This window comes from Cupriavidus sp. GW821-FHT07C08 (assembly GCF_059419025.1).
The window spans coordinates 406,828-427,019 of the sequence record NZ_JBWKQZ010000002.1 but is presented as its reverse complement, the minus strand read 5'-3'; the positions used below and the strand labels follow the sequence as shown (position 1 = coordinate 427,019).

The window sequence follows — 20,192 nt, the reverse complement described above, 5'->3', positions numbered from 1 at the left end:
ACAACTAGTCTTCCTTGGAACATTCAGAACATGGCAACAGGTACCGTCAAGTGGTTTAACGATGCGAAGGGTTTTGGTTTCATCACGCCGGACGACGGCGGCGATGACCTGTTCGCGCACTTCTCCGAGGTTCAGGGAAATGGCTTCAAATCACTTCAGGAGGGCCAGAAGGTCAGTTTTGAAGTCAAGCAAGGCCCCAAGGGGAAACAGGCAGCGAACATCAAACCGCTGTAAGTTCTCCGCGCAGCAAACGCGTCCTGCCAGGGCAGCGATCGGGCCGATGCGTGATCGCTGTGGGTCTGGAGTAGGGCGTCGAAAGGGGGCGCGTACTCCTCGCCTTTGCTCAGCGCTCGAGAAAGGGCCTCAACTTGTCAGCACGACTGGGATGCATCAGCTTGCGCATCGCCTTGCTCTCAATCTGACGGATCCGCTCGCGGGTCAGGTCGAACTGCTTGCCGACCTCTTCAAGCGTGTGGTCCGAGATCGTATCGAGCCCGAATCGCATCCGCAGGACCTTGGCCTCGCGCGGCGATAACCCGTCGAGTGCCTCATCGATCGCGGCGCGCATGTTCGCGTGAATCACGGCCTCAGCCGGTGAACTCGCAGAGACATCCTCAATCATGTCGCCGAGCGTCGCGTCGGCGTCGTCGCCCACAGGGGTCTCGAGCGAGACAGGTTGCCTCGCGATCCTGAGGATACTGCGCACTTTTTCCTCGGACATCTCCATGCGCTCGGCGAGGACGGAGGGATGCGCTTCCTGTCCCGTCTGTTGCAGGAATTCGCGCGAAATCCGATTCAGCTTGTTGATCATCTCGATCATGTGGACCGGCACACGAATGGTTCGCGCCTGATCGGCAAGCGCACGCGTGACAGCCTGCCGGACCCACCAAGTGGCGTACGTCGAAAACTTCCAGCCGCGCCGGTATTCGAACTTGTCCACCGCCTTCATCAGGCCGATATTGCCTTCCTGGATTAGATCCAGGAACTGCATGCCGCGGTTCACGTATTTCTTGGCGATTGAAATGACAAGACGAAGATTCGCTTCGATCAGTTCTCGCTTGGCCTGCCGCATTTTCAACTCCGCGGCGCTCATCTGGCGGTTGATCCGCTTGAGCTGCTGGAGCGGCAGCGAGACCCCGGCCTCGATGTCTATGAGTTTCTGCTGGCCGGCCTGAATGGCCGGCAGATGTCGCTCGAGCGCTGCGCCAAACTGCCGCGAAGTCGCCGCCAGATGGCTGGTCCATTCAAGGTCGGTCTCGTGGCCCGGGAACGACTCGACAAACGCCTCGCGTGGCATGCCGCAACGGTCGACGGCGATCTCCAGGATGCTGCGCTCGATTGCACGAACCTCGGTAACCTGTTCGTGCACACTGGCACACAGGCGGTCGATAGTCTTGGCCGTAAAGCGGATCGGAGCCAGTTCACGCTGGATCTCCAAGCGCAATTGCGCAACGGCTGCGGAACGGGCTTTCCCAGTAACGGGTGCATCCGGCAACTGCTCGAACAGTACACGCACGCGCGCGAAAATCGCAAGACTGTCGATCGTGAGTTGTTCGAGGCGGGCTGCGTTCGCTTTCTCCGGATCCGCGGCGTCCGTTTCAGCGTCATCACCATCCGGGTCATCGTCGGAGGCGTCTGCTTCCACTTGAACGTCATCGGACTCTAGCGCCATTTCGCTTTCGTTCACGTCGTCGCTGATGCCATCGACCAGTTCGTCGATACGCAGTTCGCCGGCAACGATGCGGTCCGCATCGGCAAGAATCGTGGACACGACTGACGGACACGCGGCGATCGCCTGAATCATGTCCTGCAGGCCGCCTTCGACGCGTTTTGCGATCTCGATTTCGCCGGCGCGAGTCAGCAGTTCACTGGCGCCCATTTCTCGCATGTACATCCGGACCGGATCAGTAGTGCGGCCGAATTCGGAATCGACGGTCGACAGTGCAGCTTCCGCTTCCTCATCCGCCTGATCGTCGGATGCCGCGGCAGGCGCGGCATCGCTTAACAGGAGCGTCTCCGCGTCCGGCGCCTGCTCGTACACGGCCACCCCCATGTCGCTGAATGTGCTGACGATCGTCTCCATCGCAGCAGTTTGCGTAAAGTTGTCGGGCAGGTGATCGTTGATGTCCGCGTGGGTGAGATAGCCGCGCTCACGGCCAAGCGCGATCAGCGCGCGCATCTGGCGTTGACGCTCCTCGTCCTGGCGCGCCATGGACGCGATGTCCAGCGGTGTTGCGACCGCCTGGATCTTTCCTTTTGGAGAGCGGCGGCCGGTCTTTGACGTGACCGCGATCGTGCGGGATGCTGAATCGTCGCGAACTGGATTTGCCAATACACTCTCCTCGACAGGTTGGCCGACGATCGTCGCGGACATGACGGCTGTTCAAGCCTGTCGGGGTGCGAACGAAATCGTGGAATGACGCACGGACAGTCGAGGTCAGAATGCCTCTCGCGGAATCCGGTGTGCGCAGAATGGGGGAATTTTGAATAATACCGGACGACGTTGTGCGCCGCAATATGCGGTGGGTAGTGTTGCCTCGTCGAGGAAGGTCGAAAGATTCTCCTGTTCTCGCAGTTCACCAGCATGCTCGAGCTCGTTGCCACCGCGCTCGACGAGGCGCATATCCCGTATCGGTGCTCACGGGCGATACCATCACCTGTTTCGCGAAGGGCACGTCCGGAAATCGTCCGGACCGGCACCGTGCACCTTCGGACACAAGCACTCGGCGAGCTCAGCATCCTCCCGCGATTTCAGCGCTAGTCGCAGGCTGCCGAGGCTCAGGCCTCCTCCGGCTGCGATCAAATCGAAGGCATCGACGCTGTCAGAGCAGAAGGCGCCACCTTGAGCACGCAAAAGAGATCTTTGAGCTGCTCCGGTAGAAAGGCCCGTGGCTAGGTACGACTACACTGGCCGTGCTCGTCCCCATGCGGGTCTGTTGGGGCGGGGCAGAGCATCAAGGCGTGACTCGGGGAGCTGAATCTGATCTCGGCTTCACCAAGGCTGCCTGGCGATGCGTTACTCCGACCACACCGCATCGACATCCCTTGTTAGGTGTCCCGCGAGGATGTAATCGCCAAGCCTGGCCGCCTTTGCCTCCAGGCGCTCTAGCTCACCCGTTGGCAGCTTGCTGAGCTCAAATTGGCAGTAAAGATTGCGCTGACGGAAGGTCAACTTCGGGCGAATCAGCCCGCCAACGAGCGCCGCCGGGGAGCTAACGGCAATGCTCTCATGGCCGCGATACTGGACGTGTACACCGAGCTTTTCACCCCGCCTGCCAAGCTCAATCGCATCTTGCCAACCAGACTCGTAGTTCAAATCCACGACCGTTACTCCCTCTGTTTCCAGGAGCTTCAGCGCCTCGCTTTTCGTCCCAGCCAGAGCTGTCGCCATTTTCTCCTCCACTACATACAGGGCGTGTGGCTATTCGCGCTTCTTCAGCCCTGATCCATATTGCATAGCAGCATTGTAAGCGGGGAGCGGCCGTCTTTGTCAGGTCCCGTCATGGGAGCAGGTTGAACCGAGCAATATGCTGGAGGTCCGCGTCTGGGCACGGGAGCCGCGGAACGGGGGAAGCGGGGGAAAGATCATAGGCGCAACACGCAGCCGCCCGCGCCAGCCGCTGCCACGGCAATGTGACACCGAACAATGCACCAGGATCCAGCCACAGGCGCCACACGCCAGGAAGCCACAGCTTATCAACCAGTTCGCGGCTTCGGCCGCGACGGTCGTCTGCTTTTGGGCTAAAGCTGACTGACTACCGAATTCGGCGCACCGCTTCGAGAATGGAATGCCCCTGACTTGTCAGGCGAGGATAGGCATTGCCGCTGGCATGACCATGTTCCATCGTGACCAGCTTGTGAGCCAACAAGGTGTCCAATTGCTCAGGTTCGAGGTCGTCGATCTCCTCCTCGTCGCCGAGCAGCAGTAGCGCGGCGATCTCATGCGGGCTTAGCATATGTCGGCCTCCGTTGTCGTGGTTTGGAAAAACGAACTACTACTACTGCTGCCGCGAGATAGATTCCCCAGTCGACAATGTGGACAGTGGCCGGGGCAATGGTGGATTGGTGCGAGGAGGGCGGGGAAGCGTACACCGAGCGGCCACAATAAACTTCTTTGTCGCCGGCATCAAGCCAAAAGAATGCGGCAACGCAGCAGCATGAAGCAACGCAACCAGGCGATGTTGCGCGCACCTACCATCGGCGGCGTGCCGATCATCTCCGACCCTCTGTTCGGAGCCTATGTGGAAGAGCGGTCAGGCACGCCACTACGGCCTGATCATGGTGACCCCTCGCTCAACTCGAGCGTCGCGCGATTGGCTACCTCGTGATGCCCCCGGCTGAACGCCGGAAGGCGGCGCCGAAATGATCGAGAGTAGCGGTGTCCGCTGCGCAGGCTAGCAGCAGAGGAAGGGGTGGGCAACGACGTGAGAAGCCGGCGCGAATGATGAGTCGTTTCCGCCAATTGCGCCAGAGCGCCGTATTGGCTCAATCGTGATGCCGCTTTTTGGCCGCCGCTAATTGCGCCAGGCTGCCAAAGGCGTCGCGCCCACAAGGACAAGCCAGACCGCTATTAGGTACGCCAGCCCTGCGGTTATACTCCGCTCTCCACAACTAACGGGTAATCAACATGGTCGCAGCAACTAAAAGAACTGTTCTTGCAGAGGCAGTCACGAAGAAAAGGTCTGCCGCGAAGAAGATGACAGTGCCGACGAAAAAGGCTAGCGTGCTCGCCCGTGAGGCTCAGGCAGCGAAGAAGCGCTTGCTGAAGTTGCGCGCCGACACGAAGAAGGCAATTGAAGCGGCAAAGCGCGAAATTGCCCAGGCCGTGGAAGCCGCAAAGGCCGCGGCCCGCTTTGAAAAGCAAGCCGCAAAGGACAAGCTCGCGGCGAAGAAGGCCAAGGCTGCAGGCGCCAAGAAGGCGACGAGCAACAAAGCTGCCGCAACGAAAGAGGCCGCGAAAAAGGCCGCACCCGGTATCAAGGGCAAGGTCGCCGCGAAAGCAGCGCCGAAGGCGGCAGCAGTGAAATCCGTGACGAAGAAACGGGCTTCGGCGAAGAAGGTGGTTCCAGCTGTAGCTTCGCCTGAAGCGTCGGTGTGATCCTTGCATCGGCTGGTAACGCCTATCCGCAACCAGCCGATTGGCGCAAGGTAGGAGCACTGCTGAGGAAAGCTGAGGCCCGACAAACTTTGTGCTGACAGCTTTCCCCCTTCCAATTAGGCCTCTAGCTCATGCCTGGTTCGAGCAGCGGACTCATCCGTTGGTGCCGTGTTCGACTCACGGGAGGCCCACCATTCAACCGCAGATGCGCAGCGGCGACTTCATCGTGAAGCCTTCGTTGTATGCGGATCGCTTGCGCCGAGCTCCATTACATCGCCCAATGGGATTTCACGCCGCCGAGCGTACCTATTTCTGCGAGCTACGGCTTTGGGGCGAATGGCCGCCATTCCTGGGGAGGGCGATATCTTCGTGTCACTTTATTCGCCGCCGACCGCTGTCACAGGCCCATACGAATATTCATTAAAGTGAATGGAATGTTAAGTTCCGTATGAAGGTAGAGAACGAATACCTTGCAGGCCGACTTTAGAATGCGTATAAGTCAAAAGCGACTGAACAATTGGAGGCGAAGATGGCAACGTATCAAGAATTGATGGCGCGGAAGCAAGCGTTGGAAGCCCAGCTCGAAGAGGCGCGTTCAACTGAGGTCGCTGGCGTCATCGAGCAGATTCGCGAGCTGATGACTCGGTATGAGCTGTCGCCGGAAGACGTGGCGCCGCGGCGTCGTCGGGGCCGGCCTGCCGGTACAGCGTCCGCTGCCACCGAGAAAGCGCCGCTGCCGCCGAAGTATATGGATCCCAAAACCGGCAAGACCTGGTCGGGACGTGGCCGGACGCCGGCTTGGCTGGGCAAGCGGCCCGAGCGTTTCCTTATCCAGCAGGAATGAGCTGTTTGCAACGCCAATGTGAGCGGGTCGGGGCAGGCAACTCGTCATGGGAATGGCCACCCCGCGGCGGACCGCGCAACACACGCGGTCAAATCGGGCGATGACCGAAAAAAGACGGCTCTCGACCGGTAGCAGAGAGCCGCAGAACGTCCATGAAGAAATCGGGAAACTTGTGGAGTTTCCCGCGCCCAGTATCGCCCAGTCGCCCCGCACCAGGCAATCGGCCTGCCCACTGTTGCGCACGGGCTCGCTTTACCCAAAAAAGAGCCCGCGTCACCAGGGCGGCGAAGCGGGCGGTAGCAGGACTACCCAGGCATGATATGACGTCGCAAGAAACGCTTAAGTCTGAATTAGTCCGAATTTAACGCGCTTTTTTCAGCAGAAGGCTCCCGCGTCTTACTAGAATGGAGCGGTCATCACTTTTGCACGTGGAAGTGATCAATTGAGCCTCTTTCGATACGTGCCTTATGCGGCCCTCTTGGGGCGACGCATCAGGTTGGTCGCCGAATAATGCCGCGGCTTGGCTTTATGGACGGTCGAGCCTCCGGAATGCGTTGAAGTGTCGCAGCGCCTTCTGGAAGTGGCCCAGTTCCTGATGCAAACGCGCTGCGTTGTAGTGGGCATCGGCGTCGTCCGGTGCAAGTTCGATGCATCGCTCGTACGCTGCCAGAGCTGACTGCGGGGCGCCGACATCCTCGCGTGCAACCCCCAGGTTGAAATGCAATTGCGGCGCGTTCGGAAGGACGGACAACGCCCCCTCATAGAGCATGATGGCTTCGTCGAATCGTTGTTGGTCTGCCAGCATGCACCCAAGGTTCAGGTAGGCGTTCAGCATTCCTGGCGAGATCTCTAAGGCGCGTCGGTAGGCCGCTTCAGCCGCATTGGCGTCGACAGGTTCAAGTGCATAGGCTTGCGCAAAGGATTCCTCGGCGGTCGGTTCGTTGGCACGCATTCGCGTTAAATCAACGACTCGCACATCGGCTTCATCCGGCCCGAACTCGATCAGCCGTTGGCCGCTCTCAACCAGCCACGCGCCGTGCCGGTCCCATGCCGATACGTTGCCGCTGCTTGCGGAGATTCGCAGGGCCGATAGGTGTCGGTTCGGTGTGAGCCGTTCGAGACGACGCAGCGCCCGCAGAATCCGTGCAGGCGCAACGCTCGACCTGTGCAGGGATTCGGCGGTACGAATCAGAACCACGTCCCGAAAGGAGAAGACGTACTGGCCGCGTGGGCCTCGTGCAGGCGTGACCAGCCCGGCGGCTACCAGGCTGGAGATCAGCCGGCGCGAAGCGCCCAGGCGCGTCTCCAGCTCGCGCCTGGTCAACCCTTCGCCGTGGCTCATGCCGACTTCTTAGTGGTGCGTCGGATCGGTGTCGGCTCGGAAGGCGCTGTGCCCCGCTTACCGGCTCTGCGAGTTGATGGCTCGGCGGCTTTGGCTTTTGTCGCGGGCAGCCCTTTCTTGGACAGACTCGCGCGAAGTGCATCCATCAGATCGATGACCTGCCCGCCGGCGGTGACTTCAACTGGTTCGGGCGATACGATCTGCTTGCCGGCGATCTTTGCGTCGATGGCGGCGAGAATCCTGACTTTCTCCTCGTCCTTGTACTGGGCCGGATCGTATTGGTCTTCCGAGGCTTGCTCGATCAGCTGGATCGCCAGCTTTAGCTCCGCATCTGAGACTGCCACTTCCTCGATATGCAGTTCGGCGATGTTGCGCACTTCATCCGCGAACAACAGTTGCTGGAACACCAGGCCGCCCTCGACCGGTCGGATCTGCACGATATGCGATTTGCCTTTCGAGGCCCACTTCGCAATGGCACAGCGACCGGTCTTCGACATGGCTTCGCGTAAAAGGCTGTAAGGCTTACCGCCGCGCTTATCTGGAGCGATGAAGTACGCCTTGTCGAAATACAGCGGATCCACGCTGCGCTCGGGAATGAACGCAACGATATCGACCATGTGGCTGGCACTCTCTTCCAAGGCTTTGAGTTCATCGGGGGAGAACGTCACGAAGCGGTCTTTCTCAAACTCGTAGCCCTTCACCATGTCTGCACGGTCGACAACCTTTTGGGTCTGCTCGGAAACGTACTGTTGTTTCAGCCGTGCGCCTTCTTTGCTCAGTAAGTTGAAGCGCACAGCAGAGCTTGTCTCGGTGGCGGTGTAGAGTTTGACGGGGATGGACACCAGGCCGAAAGACAGCGACAAAGAGGCGAGGGATCGTGCAGGCATTGGATACTCCACAGCGCAGATGCGCCAGCATTTAGCTTAATCGTTCGATGGCTGCGGTCAAATTTTGGGGTGCCTCCCAGTAAGACTGCCAGGGATCCGCCACTTGGAAACTGAGGTATTCGCGGGCATCGCGGATAGTCCACTGTGCGCCACTTTTCAGCTTGGTAAGCTGCTCCCAGAACACCGGCATGGAGACACCGAGTCCTGGCCGCGCTCGCGCCGAGAACGCGGCTGCGGTGGTCTGGGAGAAGCCATTGCGCAGATAATCCACAAAAATCCGCCCCTTGCGGTTAGCCGCCCCAGAGCGGGCGGTGAAGCGCTGGGGCAGAGTGGCCGCCAAGTGTTTGACGGCGGCACGCGAAAACGCCTTCACTTCGTCGTAGGAACGCTGCGGCGCCAATGGCACGACGACGTGCAGCCCCTTGCCGCCGCTCGTTTTCAACCAGGACTGCAGCCCCAGCTCATCCAGCAGCGTGTGCACCAGCATGGCGGCCTCGATCATCGTCTCCCATGCAATCCCTTCGCCAGGATCGAGGTCGAAAATGACTCGATCCGGACGATCTATGTGGTGGGCCGTCGAATTCCACGTATGAAACTCAAGCACATTCATCTGGGCAGCGGCGACGATTGCGTCTGCCGAATCAGCAGTGAGTAATGCGGCATGGCCGGGCCAAAGGGACGGGAGCTGCTCGGTGAGGCCAGGCATCGCCGTTTCCGCGTGCTTCTGAAAGAAGGTCGGGGCATCGATGCCCTCCGGCGCGCGCACCAAGGATAGCGGCCGATCCTTGAGGTGGGGCAGCATCCGCTCCGCCACGCTCGCGTAGTAGCGAACCAGCTCGACCTTCGTGATGCCTGTGGATTTGTCGATGACACGGTCCGGATTGGAGACCTTGATAGCGCTGACGCCGTGCGGCGTCACGGCAGTCTGGATCGCCTCTCGCCGGGTCGACTTAGCCGGATGATCGGCGCGCAGGCCCTTGAACGAGGCTTGGCGTACCTGGCCTTCAGGGGTCCACTCGGAAAACTCGACTTCTGCAACGAGGGTCGGTTTCACCCAACGTACAACGCCTTCCCGGCCTCCGCCCCATCGCCGGCTGGAACGCGCCTCCGTCGAAAAGGGACTTCGCTCAGTTTCCAAGGTGGTCAAGCGTCTTCTGAGTTCTGTTGCCGTCGCGCTGTCCCAGCCGGTTCCAACGCCGCCGACGTAACGGAGTTCTCCATCCGCATATACGCCAAGCAATAGCTTGCCTACCTCGGCTGTTGCACCACTGCGGTCCGAAAACCCGCCAATCACAAACTCCTGGCGCAGTTTGCATTTGGCCTTCAGCCAGGTCTGGGTGCGTGCGGAAACATAGGAGGCGTCGGCCCGCTTGAACATCAAGCCTTCGAGACCGAGCTGGCACGCCGCCTGGAAGATCTGCACTGGGGAAGCATCGAAGGCCTCGCTAAAGCGCACCCGTTCGGAGCGATCTCCGACAAGCTCCGCCAGCTTCGCGCGCCGCTGGGTCAGGGGCACATTGCGCAAATCCCGGCCTTCCCAGAAGGGTAGGTCGAAGCCGAAGAAGACGATTGCGTCGTTGCGATGCCCATCGATTGCGTTCTGCAAGGCATTGAAATCCGGCATGCCATCGCGAAGCACGACGATCTCGCCATCCAGCCAGCCTTCCGAGATGTCTAGCGTCTCGATCTCTGCCGCCAGGGATCCCAGCTTGCGCGTCCAGTCATGGCCATTACGAGTAAAGAGCGCTACTCGGGCATCCTCGATTCTGGCCAAGATTCTGTAGCCATCGAACTTTGTTTCGATGACCCACCCGGTACCAGTCGGAAGTGCGGGTGCCGGGGTGGCGAGCTGCGGCCCGAGCTTTGCCGGCAAGGGGACGAGCGGGGCGTTCACGATGGCGGTATCGGACGCCATTTCAGTAGAGCCCGTCGACGCTTGGGTCAGCGCACCCAGCGGTTTTTTGATGACGCTATCCGGGAAAGCTGCCAACACGTCAAACTCTGCCAGCGGTCGCGCCCAGGCATCTCGCTTCTTGAAGAGGAACCACTGCTCTGAGCTGTCGCCGGGCTTGGCGATGCGTACCAGTTCCCAACGGCCGGCCAACTTTTCTCCGTAAAGTTCAAAGAGCAACTTGCCTGCGGCCATACCTTCACGCGGATCGCCGATTGGCTCCCACGTGCCACGATCCCAGACGATCACCGAGCCGGCGCCATACTGTTTAGCCGGGATTTCACCCTCGAAGTTGATATAGTCGAGCGGGTGGTCCTCCACATGGACCGCGATACGCTTTTCGCTGGGATCGTAGCAAGGCCCCTTGGGCACCGCCCAGCTGAGCAGCACGCCATCGAGTTCGAGCCTGAAATCGTAGTGCAGCCGCCGCGCCCAATGCTTCTGGATCACGAAACGCAACTGTTCGGCATTCTTGCGCCGTTTTCGTGTTCCCGCCGGCTCTGGGGTGACGCTGAAGTTGCGCTTCTTCTGATAGCGGTCGAGGTCGGGCAACCGCTCCGCGGTGCGCGCTCTAACCTTTGACATCCCTGGTGTCGTTGCCATAGGCGTTTCGCATCCGGATCGCTCCCTTCCGTGGACGATCCGCTTGGCCCCTCTGTCTTTATGCCAGCATCGTCCCGGAGCCAATCGCTGCGTCCCAACATAAGTTAACTATGCGGCACCTACCTCAACCTTCCGTCGGTCGCCGCGTGGCACTACATAAACGTTTGACATGTCGGCTCCTCGGGTTGCCATATTTCTGCAGTCTAGGCCGCTATCTCAATGCCCTGTAGAAGGCAGCGTCTTACACGTCCACCCGGAAGGCCTGCCTTGCAACCGGCATGCTCACCCGTTAAGGGCGTGCCCCTGCAGGGTCAGGCCGCCGCCACTAGAATGGCTTCTTTAGCCACAACGCCACGGTGACAGCGATGTGCTATTCCGCGCAGATTCACGCCAGCTATCGAAAGTACGTTCGGGAATTCGGGGCCTCTGACAGTTTTGAGCATTTTGTCGAACTCTTCTGGGAGAAGCGCAGAGACGGCGGCTGGTCCAAACTGCCTAAAGCAATGCGTGCCGTCTGCCACGAACGACAAGGAGCGCGCTGTCGCCGACCTTGTTGCGGCGGGTGACAAAGATCAGGCGATAGCCTTGGAGACGGAGCTGTTCCAGCAGAAGACACGGCTGACTGCCGCCGAGCGCGCATTGGCAGGCAAGCCGACAAAGAAGGCGGAAAACGATCAACGCGTCGCGACTGACAAGATCGCGAGGGCGCAGCGCAATCTAGCAGACCTGCAGCGAACTGATTTGCTGGATCGAGACTCGCGTATTTTCCCGGGCCACTACGCGCCCGTGATGGTGGTGCAGGATGGCCAGCGAGTTGTGATCCCGATGCGCTATCAATGCAGGATGCCGGGGTGGACGCCCGCGATGGAGCGACAGAAACCCGGTACATACAACGCTTTGGGAACGTTGCTAACAGTTAGGTGGAAAAATTTTTGTTCCAATCAACCACTTAGGGCGGCTAACTCTTTTCCCTAACCCTTTCGTTCTGAGGTTGAATCCTTTGTGGGCCTATGGCCAGCGGTGCGGCCGGCGCGCCAACTTCGCTGCGGTACTCGAAGGATTGACGCCAGTTCAACTCAGCGGCTGCTCCTACTCTCAGGCAGAGTTGGGAAGGCGATCGTCTCTGATCGACCGAGGCCGTGTGGAAACGTCTCTCGAATCGCACCAATGCGCGCCCCCTCCGGGGCGTAGCCTGCCTTATCGAATTTTCGGCCAATCCGGTCGTCGGCGGCGTCGAAACGGGTGGGAACAGCGCTAATGGGGCCCCTGAGAGCGATCTTCAGCCCCATCTTTTGCGCGCAAATGGGTGCTTACGCACCCACCAGGCGCATGGCCTTCATTGTTTTCGAGAACCCGAGAATTCGAAGGACGCGCTTCAGGTTGTACGCCAGAACATGCAGGCTCATTTCAGTTCCTACATTCGGCAGCGTGCGCGTCAAGAAGTGCGTGTAGCCCATCCAATGTTTGAAGGTTCCGAAGACATGCTCGACGGTTCGCCTGCGAACCGTCATTGCATCCGGCATCTTGTCGAGCCGGCGCTGGACGGCCTCCAGCACTTCCTCATGCTCCCATCTGGAGATGCGCCGGTACGGACTCGGCGTGCATTGCGACCGCATCGTGCACTGAGGACATGCACTACTCCAATAGCGGCGTAGCTGCAGTCCGTGTTCTTCTCTGGTGAAGCGGTATATCGCACGTTCTCCGGCGGGACATTGATATTCATCGTCTCGGGCAATGTAGATGAAGTCCGCCCGAACGAATCGACCACCTACCTTCGCGCTGGACCTTGCTGGCTTGGGCAAGATGGCAGCAATGCCCGTATCCGCGCATGCTTTGATCTCCTGCGCACTGAAGTAGCCACGATCAGCTATGGCTTTAAGCCTGGTCTTACCCATCGCATCGCGAGCAGCTCGAGCCATCGAGCTGAGTTGCGCCCGATCATTGCCGATATTGGTGACCTCATGAGCAACGATCAGATGATGCTTGGCATCTACGGCCATCTGTACGTTGTAGCCGACCATTCCAGAGCCCTTGCCACTTGTCGCCATCGAGCGCGCATCAGGATCGGTCATCGAGATCTGACCATCTGGCAGCGTCTTGAGCTCTTCCTTTATCTGGTCAAGGCTATGCATCTGTTGACGCAGTTGCACAATCTTCTCGCGCAGTCGAGTTGTCTTGAGTTCTACCTCCGCAGGCTGCGTGCGATCCGCAGTCTCCAGCGCGCTCAGATACCGCTGGATGCTTTCCTCAATTTGCTGCTGGCGCTTGTCGACCTTGCCAGCGGTGAAATTGCGGTCCCGAGTATTGACTGCCTTGAACTTGCTGCCGTCGATGGCGACCAGGGCCTGTGAGAACAACTTAAGATCTCGGCACAGTACAACGAAGCGACGGCAGACATTGCGAATGCCCGTGCCGTTATCCCGCCGAAAGTCTGCAATCGTCTTGAAGTCCGGCGCCAGTCGACCGGTAAGCCACATCAGTTCTATATTGCGTTGGCATTCGCGTTCCAGACGGCGGCTGGAGTGGACCCGGTTGAGGTAACCATAGATGTATATCTTTAACAGGACAGCAGGATGATATGAAGGGCGACCTGTAGTCGAGGGATTGGTACCTTCGAACCCGAGCGACTCGAGATCCAGTTCTTCAACAAACGCGTCGATGATCCTGGTGGGGTTGTCCTCGGCGATGAAATCATCGAGGCATTCTGGAAGCAGGGTAGCTTGCTTGCGGTCTTCTCCCTCTATGAATCGCTTCATCCGATCCCCCAGTCTGAATGCGTTGACTCAGTCTAGGTGATCGAGACGTTTTCACACAGCCTCGACCCCTCTCGGTCATCCGCGAACGCGAGCTCAATGTCCAATGACCGTGGTATTGCAGTCACCGATCCTGCTCAAAGGGGAATTCCTGCGGCGGCCGAGGACCGGCATGTGAATCCGGCCGCTCACACCCAGGTCAGCGTTTCCTCCGTAAAGAGGTGACCGGCCATGAGGTAGTCGCCGTGTTCAATGGCAAGCTCCTCCAGATTGCGCAGCGTATCCTCAGACAGCGCGGCCATGTCGAACCTGCAGTAGAGGTAGCGCTGCCTGAATGTGGGCTTCTCCATGCGCAGGCCGTGCACCAATGCTTCGGGGGATGCCACGGAGACATGCTCGACGGCGCGATACTACACGTCGACACCGTATTGACGGCCGAGTTGCTCCAGTTCGATCGCGTCCTGCCATGCGGTCTCGTAGTCCAACTCAAGCGTGCCGGCACCGCGACCATGGATGTGTTCCACCGTGCTGGCCCGGTCGCGTGCGGTATATGTGCTCATCGTGGCTCTCCAAATGCCGCTCAGTCGAGCTTGATATTTGCCTCCCTGATCAGGGTGCTGAATCTGGCCTTCTCCTGCCTAATGTATGCGGTGAAGTCCGCCGGCTGGGACGTCGTGGCGCTGAATCCATACTCGCCCAATACCTTGACCGCTTTTTCCGAAGCCAATGCCTTCGCGACTTCATTCCGAATGCGTTGAGTCAGTTCGGCGGGCATTCTCGCAGGTCCCCACAAGCCGTACCAGGAAACCATCTCGAAGCCGGTCAATCCCGACTCTGCAACCGTCGGAACGTTCGGCAACGCGGCAATGCGCTTCGCACTAGTGACTGCAAGCGGCTTCAGCTTTCCACTCTTCACATGGGGCAGCGTCGATGGCAAGGCATCCACCATGGCATTGATGTGGCCGCCCATGACTTCCGTCAACGCCGGAGCCGTACCCTTGTAGGGGATGATCTCGAACTGGAGCTTCCCGTCGTGCTTGATCGCTTCTTCGGCCAGGTGGCTAGCCGAGCCGACTGCTGAAGTTCCAAAGGTGTACTTCCCGGGCTCCTTGCGGATGGCGGCCATGAACTCCTTGAGGTCCTTTGCTGGAACACTGGGATGCGCCGTCACGAGCATTGGGACGCTACCCAGTTGTGTGATCGCCGTGAAGTCCTTTTCGATGTCATAGGTCGTTGCGCTCATCAGCATCGGCGTGGCCACGAAGGTCGATGCCTGCACAAGTAGGGTGTAACCGTCTGGCGCCGAGGTCGCTACCAACTTGCTGCCCAGCGTTCCGCTGGCTCCGGGCCGGTTATCGACAATAAATTGCTGGCCGAGGTTTTCGCTTAGGCGTTGCGCAACAACCCGCGTAACAGCGTCCACTGTTCCACCAGCGGGGTACGGCACAACGATTCTGACGGGCTTGTTGGGGTAGCTCTGGCCGAGAGCCAGCGTGGCGGCAAGACCAAAGCTTGTGGCCACTAGCGCTCTCAAAATACTTCTCATTGTCGTCTCCTGATATTGACTTGCATGCTTGCCGCTCTGCCTCGACTGGCGAGCGTCCAGAGAAGGGATTCTTGCATCCGATGCTTTCGCCTGAGCTCTTGCTCTTGCCATAAACAGGTATGGCGCCGACTCAGAAGACATGCTTTATGCCAATCATCGCACCAAACTGGTTGCCGCCCGGTGCCGGCGCGCTGGTTCCGACGGCGCTGCCACTGCTGACCGACATGGCCAGTTGGCCCCGGTTATCAATGAAGCCAGTCGTAAGATAGGCGGAGGTCCGCTTGGAGAAGGCGTAGGCACCGCGCAGGGCCGCGAGCCATGCCTTGTTGGCACTATGGTTGAATCCCAGATAGTAGATCTGCCCCGCGAGATTGAAGGCGGGCGTGATGTCGTAGGCCAGGCCCGCATAGTACAACTGGCTATGGGACGTGGTGCTGCCCTCATTGTTCCGGAAGGTGCCACCGATGCCAAGCTTCGTCCTGGACAGGACCATGTAGCCACCAAAGTGCAGGCGATCGTCCTTGAGGCCGCTGTTCACCAGCCCTGCTGCAGCACCGGCGCCTCCGCGCAAGGAATCGTATGCAGTTGCCAGGCCCCACCAGCTTGCGTCATACCGCAGCATCACTGACCATTCACGGCAGGCCTTGCTGTCGGCGGGATTCTCTCCGGCGCAGTTGGTTCCCGCGGGGTTCTGGCCAGCATTGACTGTGTCGCGCCCGAGGCTGTATGTCGCGCCGACAGTCAATCCGCCGAATGTACCCTTGTAGGCGATGGCATTATCGGCGCGGGCATTGGGTCGATAACTATCCAACGAGTTGGCGCCGTAGATGTTGGGCCCCAGTACGTCAGAGTCCAGCGTTGACCAGAAGGTCATCGTCCACTGACGGCCGAAGGAGAGTTGTCCCCACTGATTGCTCAGCCCCACAAAGGCCTGGCGACCGAACAAGCGTCCCCCCTGATTTGACGATCCGGAGTCCGGGGCAAAGCCGGATTCCAGGACGAAGACGGATTTCAGGCCTCCCCCAAGGTCTTCAGTCCCGCGCATCCCCCAGCGCGAAGGCACGGTGGCAGTCAGGTTCGGCATCCGCACGACACTGTCTTTGCTGGCACCAATATTGTTCACATACTCGACCCCGGTGTCGCCGAGGCCGTAAAGCGTCACTGATTGTGCCGAAGCGAACATCGGTGCGGCGCAAAGAAGGCCCGCGTACCATTTCCCGCAACTCCTCATGGGTGTCTCCTTGTTATGGCGAGTCGTTACAAACTTGTGAAGGCAGGCGAGCGGTCTCCCCCCAGCACCGTGCGCTCGATACGTTTCGAGTGCACGGCTGCAAGGGATACTGGGTCCGATGATCGCCGTGAAGCGTCTGACGGCAGCGGTCTGCGCTGCTGCGTTTGGCAGGTCAGCCAGTCAGGGTGAAATCTCTTCCAGCGGGCGGTTGGTGGTTTCGGTCATTCGGCTGGCCGCGACAAGGCCGACCACGCAGGCGCCCGCAAACATCAGGAAGACGGTGGCAATACCCTGTCCCGTCAGTACCATGCCGACAACGGTCGGTGCGGTGGCGGAGGCAGCTCGTAGCCATGACGTCGCCAGGCCGGTTCCGATCGCACGGATACGCGTGGGATAGATTTCCGGCGTGTACAGGTACAGCAGCACCGTCGCCGAACCCATCACGGCATAAGCTGAGGATGCAAGCAGCATGACCGACCAGGGGCTGGCGGCGCCGAACGCTCCGAGGACGGCGAGCAGTATGCCGCTGACCACGAAACACCCCATGGCCCAGCGACGACGACCCACGCGGTCCACCGAGAGTGCGCAGACAAGAACGGCACAGGTGCTGAGCACGTTGGAGAGCGAGGCCATGTGCAGCGACTCCTGCAATGGCAGGTGATAGACCGTCTTGTACAGACTCGGCAACCAGTTGTTGATGCCATTTGCAACGAAATAGGAACTCGCCCATAGCAGCCATACCACCACCGTACGGCCACGATAGAACGGCGAGAACAGCTCCTTCCAGTTGCCCTTTTTCTGCGAATGGAGGCCCCCGTACAGTTCCGAGATGCGCCGGTCCATCTCTGCGGCGTTGTGCTGCGGATCGAGGTTTCGCTTGGGGGTGCTGGCCTCGATTTCGCCGATCACGCGCTCTGCGTCGTCGAACCGGCCTTTGGCGATCAGCCATCGTGGTGATTCCGGCAGCCGCATGATCAGCAGTGCCACGACCAAGCCGGGTATCCCGCCAACCAGGAACATGTACTCCCAGCCAAAGCGAGGAACCAAGAAGGCACCTACCTGGGCCGCCAGCATTAGGCCAACAGGGAAGATCAGTTCATAGAGCAGGAAAAAGCGGCCGCGGCCATGGGCTTGCGACAGTTCATTGATATAGGTTGCCGCAACCGGTACCTCGCCGCCGACACCAATGCCCTGGATGAAGCGGCACAGGAACAGCATGTGAAAGTTGCCGGCAAAGGCGCACGCCACACTCATGACCGACATCAGGGCCACGGTTACGGTGGCACTCGGCACCCGGCCCAGGCGCTCGGCAAGCCACCCGAAGCATAGTGCGCCGATGACCTGCCCAAGGTACCCGGCAGCGATCAGGACGCCGATCTCGCCCGGCGATAAGTGCCAAAGCCCAACCAGGACCGGCATGACAAACGCCAAGGACAGTGCGTCGAATGCATCGAACAGGGTAGCACTGCCCATAACAATGCGGGCTTTGGTGTGCCACCTGCTAAAGGGAACATTCTCGATGCGAAAGAGAAGTTGCGCTGCCCGCTGCTGCGGATCAAATGGCGCACTGCTTGCCGCATCGTTCCTGCCGCTGTACATGGGTGCGACCGTAGTGGTGTCCATGCTGTCTCCAAGTTGACTGGCTCATGGTGTGCGAGCACCGGCCATCATTATTTTTGCGTCATCCGCTTCTGCCGTCGCCACGGTCTTTCGCACCCCAAGAGCCACTGGAAGTCCGCGACAGGGGGCAGCCCAGAAGCTCAGGTCAGCGTGAAGCCTCGTATTCCTCCCGTTGTGCATGCCTGCTGGCTACAGCAAAATGGGAAAAACACTGACGCGGCTAGCAGGCGCAGCCGGATGGCTGCGCCTGGCCACCGTTCAGCCTACGATGCCGGCGGCGCGCATCGCGTTTGCGATTTCAATGTCAGCACCCGGGGCGAGCGGCAGCAGCGGAGAACGCACGGTGGCGTGTTCCAGGATGCCGCGGGCAACCAGCGCATGCTTCAGCGCCACAGTGCCTTCCATGTGCGAGCCGCGGTGGTAGACGTTCTTCGTGACAGGCAGCAGGCGATCGTGGATGGCGCGGGCGGCCTTGTAGTCCCGTGCCTTGCCGGCCTTGATTAGCTCGACCAGAAGTTCCGGCGCGATGTTGCCGTAGCCCACCAGCAGACCGTCCACGTCAAACATGGTGTGCAGCAGATACTCGTCGTGACAGCTCAGAATCTGCAGATCAGGGCGCTCGCGACGAATCACGGGGATCTCGGTGTCCCAGCGGCGCATGTTGCGCACGCCGTTCTTCATCGCGAATACGCCGGGCTGCGCCGCGATGTCAAGCTGGGTCTCCAGGTCGTAGGTGCACTTGGTTGCATCGGGGTACTGGAACAGGATCAGCGGCAGCCCACTGGTCTCAAACACCTGGCGGTACTTGTCCTGAGGTGCGCCCTTCTGGTAGCCGAAGCGCAGCCAGCCGTGCGAGGGGTAGAGCAGGCCGGCGGACGCGCCCGCCTGGACCGCGCGCTTGGCTTCCTCGGCGGCCACCTCGGTGCCTTCCAACGTGATGCCGGCGATGATGGGAATGGCGCCATTGACTGCCTCGACGAAGGTTTCGATGACCTTCATCTGCTCCGCCTGCGTCAGAAAGGTGCCTTCGCCAGCGTGGCCGAGCACGGTCAGGCTCTTCACGCCATCGATGCTGCCGAGCCAGGCGCCCAGCTTCTTGCAGGCGGCGTAGTCCACCGCGCCGTCGCGGGTGAAGGGCGTAACCGGGGCAGGATTGAGGCCGCGGAGGTCGATATCTTTCATGTCACTTCCTGTATGAGTATGGGGTTCACCGGGTGCCGGATGCTTTGCCCGGAGAGCCTGCCGCTGCTAGTGTCTCCATAACGGCGGCGGGCATGTGAGGCAGTCTAGGAGTCGCCATGGCATACCGGAAGTGCCATGCTGGATATTTCAGATATACTGATTCCGTATAGCATGGAAGCCAAGGCAAGCGATGAACTACTCCGCATGGAAACTGTTCCTGGCGGCTGCCGACCTGGGCAGTCTGAGCAAGGTGGCTCAGTCCTATGGCACGAGTCAGCCCCACATCAGCCGCCAACTCAATGAACTTGAGCAGGAGTGCGGGGGGCGTCTATTCCAGCGCACGGGTCGCGGGGTGGTGCTTACCGAATTCGGAGAGCGCGTGGCGCCCAAGGTCCGGGCGTGGGTGGCAGGCACGGACCAACTGGTCAACGACATCCACTCGACCTCAGGCAAGCCTATCGGCACAGTTCGCATCGGAATCCTGCCTTCCATGGCGCATCCACTGGTCAGCACGCTTTATTACCGCTTGAAGGAGCGCTACCCCCTGGTGCAACTCAGTGTTCGCGAGGGGCAAGGCGCGCAACTGGAGAACTGGCTGGAAGCTGGACACGTCGATCTGGCTATTCTGTTCCGCCATAGTCCGATGCCAAAGCACGGCGACGTGTACTTAGTCGAAACTGTGACCTACCTTGTGGGCGCCGAGGGAGACCGCGTGACCGCCAACCCCACCGTACAGTTTTCCGCGCTGCACAACCTTCCCCTGGTAATGTTCTGCCGACCCAATAGCTGGCGCGACCGATTGGATCAATTGGCACTGGAGCATGGTGTTGCGCTGAATGTCGCAGTGGAGGCCGATTCGCTAAGCCTGCAGACCCATATCGTCGCCGACGGGGGCATGTACGCGCTGCTGGGGCCGTATGCGATTTCCAACGCCGGCCGGGATTGCCGCTTGCAGGCATCGAAGATCATCAATCCGCAGATCACCCGCCATATTGCGTTGGCCATGTCGCGCCATGGTGAACTCACGCTAGCGTGCCGCACCGTCATGCAGCTTGTCCGTGAGATTGCGCAATTCGGGGGACCGGAGTCGACCGGACGTGGCCTCGAGGTCTCAACTTGAGAGGTCCTGCGACAC

At 60.0% G+C, this 20,192-nt stretch carries 19 protein-coding genes; 6 read left to right on the top strand and 13 right to left on the bottom strand.

All coding sequences use genetic code 11. The annotated features are described in order from the left end of the window. The first annotated feature begins 30 nt into the window (after positions 1 to 30). Positions 31 to 234: a cold-shock protein gene (locus tag AC07UK_RS05185; protein WP_013954359.1), complete on the top strand. Its 204-nt coding sequence runs from the start codon at positions 31 to 33 to the stop codon at positions 232 to 234. Positions 235 to 343: 109 nt separating this feature from the next. Here AC07UK_RS05185 and rpoD read toward each other — a convergent pair whose 3' ends face one another. The 3 genes from rpoD to AC07UK_RS05170 all read right to left on the bottom strand — a co-directional run bounded on the left by rpoD (position 344) and on the right by AC07UK_RS05170 (position 3,956). After that, positions 344 to 2,374 carry an RNA polymerase sigma factor RpoD gene (rpoD, locus tag AC07UK_RS05180; RefSeq protein WP_171514463.1) on the bottom strand — a complete coding sequence of 677 codons (2,031 nt, stop codon included), beginning with the start codon at positions 2,372 to 2,374 and terminating at the stop codon, positions 344 to 346. Between the two features lie 642 nt (positions 2,375 to 3,016). Then, entirely contained in the window at positions 3,017 to 3,391 is a 375-nt protein-coding gene (locus tag AC07UK_RS05175; protein ID WP_058697644.1) for a hypothetical protein, read from the bottom strand. Positions 3,392 to 3,755: 364 nt separating this feature from the next. Beyond that, a complete protein-coding gene (locus AC07UK_RS05170) occupies positions 3,756 to 3,956 on the bottom strand; it encodes a hypothetical protein (RefSeq protein ID WP_081050240.1) in 201 nt (66 codons plus the stop codon). A gap of 201 nt (positions 3,957 to 4,157) precedes the next feature. Here AC07UK_RS05170 and AC07UK_RS05165 point away from each other — a divergent pair, with 201 nt between their 5' ends. From AC07UK_RS05165 to AC07UK_RS05155, 3 genes are all read left to right on the top strand, one after another. Continuing rightward, positions 4,158 to 4,328 (top strand): hypothetical protein, encoded by a 171-nt coding sequence (locus tag AC07UK_RS05165; protein ID WP_158577657.1) that lies wholly within the window; start codon positions 4,158 to 4,160, stop codon positions 4,326 to 4,328. A gap of 299 nt (positions 4,329 to 4,627) precedes the next feature. Further along, positions 4,628 to 5,098, top strand: coding sequence for a hypothetical protein (locus AC07UK_RS05160; protein WP_058697645.1), 471 nt, complete (start codon positions 4,628 to 4,630; stop codon positions 5,096 to 5,098). Positions 5,099 to 5,627: 529 nt separating this feature from the next. Then, positions 5,628 to 5,942, top strand: coding sequence for an H-NS histone family protein (locus AC07UK_RS05155; protein WP_058697646.1), 315 nt, complete (start codon positions 5,628 to 5,630; stop codon positions 5,940 to 5,942). Between the two features lie 526 nt (positions 5,943 to 6,468). On the opposite strand, the gene AC07UK_RS05150 is transcribed toward AC07UK_RS05155, so the two are convergent. Genes AC07UK_RS05150 through ligD form a run of 3 tightly spaced genes read right to left on the bottom strand, consistent with a single transcriptional unit; the run spans position 6,469 to position 10,725 of the window. Further along, a complete protein-coding gene (locus AC07UK_RS05150; protein WP_058697647.1) occupies positions 6,469 to 7,284 on the bottom strand; it encodes a tetratricopeptide repeat protein in 816 nt (271 codons plus the stop codon). After that, positions 7,281 to 8,171, bottom strand: a complete 891-nt coding sequence (gene ku, locus AC07UK_RS05145; protein ID WP_058697648.1) for a non-homologous end joining protein Ku — start codon at positions 8,169 to 8,171, stop codon at positions 7,281 to 7,283. Before ku ends, AC07UK_RS05150 begins: the two co-directional genes overlap by 4 nt. A 31-nt stretch (positions 8,172 to 8,202) precedes the next feature. After that, positions 8,203 to 10,725 carry a DNA ligase D gene (gene ligD / locus AC07UK_RS05140; RefSeq protein ID WP_058697649.1) on the bottom strand — a complete coding sequence of 841 codons (2,523 nt, stop codon included), beginning with the start codon at positions 10,723 to 10,725 and terminating at the stop codon, positions 8,203 to 8,205. 507 nt (positions 10,726 to 11,232) lie between these two features. On the opposite strand from ligD, the gene AC07UK_RS05135 reads away from it, so the two are divergent. Further along, the gene (locus AC07UK_RS05135) at positions 11,233 to 11,700 is read left to right on the top strand and encodes a hypothetical protein (RefSeq protein ID WP_234788184.1); all 468 of its coding nucleotides are present in this window, start codon (positions 11,233 to 11,235) and stop codon (positions 11,698 to 11,700) included. Between the two features lie 335 nt (positions 11,701 to 12,035). Here AC07UK_RS05135 and AC07UK_RS05130 read toward each other — a convergent pair whose 3' ends face one another. The 7 genes from AC07UK_RS05130 to AC07UK_RS05100 form a co-directional block, all read right to left on the bottom strand. Then, on the bottom strand, positions 12,036 to 13,481 hold the full coding sequence (locus tag AC07UK_RS05130; protein ID WP_058697650.1) for an IS1182 family transposase: 1,446 nt from the start codon (positions 13,479 to 13,481) through the stop codon (positions 12,036 to 12,038). A 185-nt stretch (positions 13,482 to 13,666) separates the two neighbouring features. Then, positions 13,667 to 13,864 carry a hypothetical protein gene (locus tag AC07UK_RS05125; RefSeq protein WP_327077295.1) on the bottom strand — a complete coding sequence of 66 codons (198 nt, stop codon included), beginning with the start codon at positions 13,862 to 13,864 and terminating at the stop codon, positions 13,667 to 13,669. 24 nt (positions 13,865 to 13,888) lie between these two features. Beyond that, a complete protein-coding gene (locus tag AC07UK_RS05120; RefSeq protein WP_327077297.1) occupies positions 13,889 to 14,038 on the bottom strand; it encodes a hypothetical protein in 150 nt (49 codons plus the stop codon). Between the two features lie 20 nt (positions 14,039 to 14,058). Next, the gene (locus tag AC07UK_RS05115; protein ID WP_058697651.1) at positions 14,059 to 15,024 is read right to left on the bottom strand and encodes a Bug family tripartite tricarboxylate transporter substrate binding protein; all 966 of its coding nucleotides are present in this window, start codon (positions 15,022 to 15,024) and stop codon (positions 14,059 to 14,061) included. A gap of 130 nt (positions 15,025 to 15,154) precedes the next feature. Then, complete coding sequence (locus tag AC07UK_RS05110; RefSeq protein WP_058697652.1) at positions 15,155 to 16,255, bottom strand: porin; 1,101 nt, start codon at positions 16,253 to 16,255, stop codon at positions 15,155 to 15,157. Positions 16,256 to 16,435: 180 nt separating this feature from the next. Then, a complete protein-coding gene (locus AC07UK_RS05105) occupies positions 16,436 to 17,854 on the bottom strand; it encodes an MFS transporter (protein ID WP_233528069.1) in 1,419 nt (472 codons plus the stop codon). A gap of 279 nt (positions 17,855 to 18,133) precedes the next feature. Further along, entirely contained in the window at positions 18,134 to 19,057 is a 924-nt protein-coding gene (locus AC07UK_RS05100; protein WP_058697654.1) for a dihydrodipicolinate synthase family protein, read from the bottom strand. A 190-nt stretch (positions 19,058 to 19,247) separates the two neighbouring features. Here AC07UK_RS05100 and AC07UK_RS05095 point away from each other — a divergent pair, with 190 nt between their 5' ends. Then, positions 19,248 to 20,177 (top strand): LysR family transcriptional regulator, encoded by a 930-nt coding sequence (locus tag AC07UK_RS05095; protein ID WP_058697655.1) that lies wholly within the window; start codon positions 19,248 to 19,250, stop codon positions 20,175 to 20,177. Positions 20,178 to 20,192 lie beyond the last annotated feature (15 nt).

Excerpts from the sequence above, each read along its gene's own strand:
- AC07UK_RS05185 (WP_013954359.1), top strand. The coding sequence starts at position 31 with ATGGCAACAGGTACCGTCAAGTGGTTTAACGATGCGAAGGGTTTTGGT.
- rpoD (WP_171514463.1), bottom strand. The coding sequence starts at position 2,374 with ATGTCCGCGACGATCGTCGGCCAACCTGTCGAGGAGAGTGTATTGGCA.
- AC07UK_RS05175 (WP_058697644.1), bottom strand. The coding sequence starts at position 3,391 with ATGGCGACAGCTCTGGCTGGGACGAAAAGCGAGGCGCTGAAGCTCCTG.
- AC07UK_RS05170 (WP_081050240.1), bottom strand. The coding sequence starts at position 3,956 with ATGCTAAGCCCGCATGAGATCGCCGCGCTACTGCTGCTCGGCGACGAG.
- AC07UK_RS05165 (WP_158577657.1), top strand. The coding sequence starts at position 4,158 with ATGAAGCAACGCAACCAGGCGATGTTGCGCGCACCTACCATCGGCGGC.
- AC07UK_RS05160 (WP_058697645.1), top strand. The coding sequence starts at position 4,628 with ATGGTCGCAGCAACTAAAAGAACTGTTCTTGCAGAGGCAGTCACGAAG.
- AC07UK_RS05155 (WP_058697646.1), top strand. The coding sequence starts at position 5,628 with ATGGCAACGTATCAAGAATTGATGGCGCGGAAGCAAGCGTTGGAAGCC.
- AC07UK_RS05150 (WP_058697647.1), bottom strand. The coding sequence starts at position 7,284 with ATGAGCCACGGCGAAGGGTTGACCAGGCGCGAGCTGGAGACGCGCCTG.
- ku (WP_058697648.1), bottom strand. The coding sequence starts at position 8,171 with ATGCCTGCACGATCCCTCGCCTCTTTGTCGCTGTCTTTCGGCCTGGTG.
- ligD (WP_058697649.1), bottom strand. The coding sequence starts at position 10,725 with ATGGCAACGACACCAGGGATGTCAAAGGTTAGAGCGCGCACCGCGGAG.
- AC07UK_RS05130 (WP_058697650.1), bottom strand. The coding sequence starts at position 13,481 with ATGAAGCGATTCATAGAGGGAGAAGACCGCAAGCAAGCTACCCTGCTT.
- AC07UK_RS05120 (WP_327077297.1), bottom strand. The coding sequence starts at position 14,038 with ATGAGCACATATACCGCACGCGACCGGGCCAGCACGGTGGAACACATC.
- AC07UK_RS05115 (WP_058697651.1), bottom strand. The coding sequence starts at position 15,024 with ATGAGAAGTATTTTGAGAGCGCTAGTGGCCACAAGCTTTGGTCTTGCC.
- AC07UK_RS05110 (WP_058697652.1), bottom strand. The coding sequence starts at position 16,255 with ATGAGGAGTTGCGGGAAATGGTACGCGGGCCTTCTTTGCGCCGCACCG.
- AC07UK_RS05105 (WP_233528069.1), bottom strand. The coding sequence starts at position 17,854 with ATGTACAGCGGCAGGAACGATGCGGCAAGCAGTGCGCCATTTGATCCG.
- AC07UK_RS05100 (WP_058697654.1), bottom strand. The coding sequence starts at position 19,057 with ATGAAAGATATCGACCTCCGCGGCCTCAATCCTGCCCCGGTTACGCCC.
- AC07UK_RS05095 (WP_058697655.1), top strand. The coding sequence starts at position 19,248 with ATGAACTACTCCGCATGGAAACTGTTCCTGGCGGCTGCCGACCTGGGC.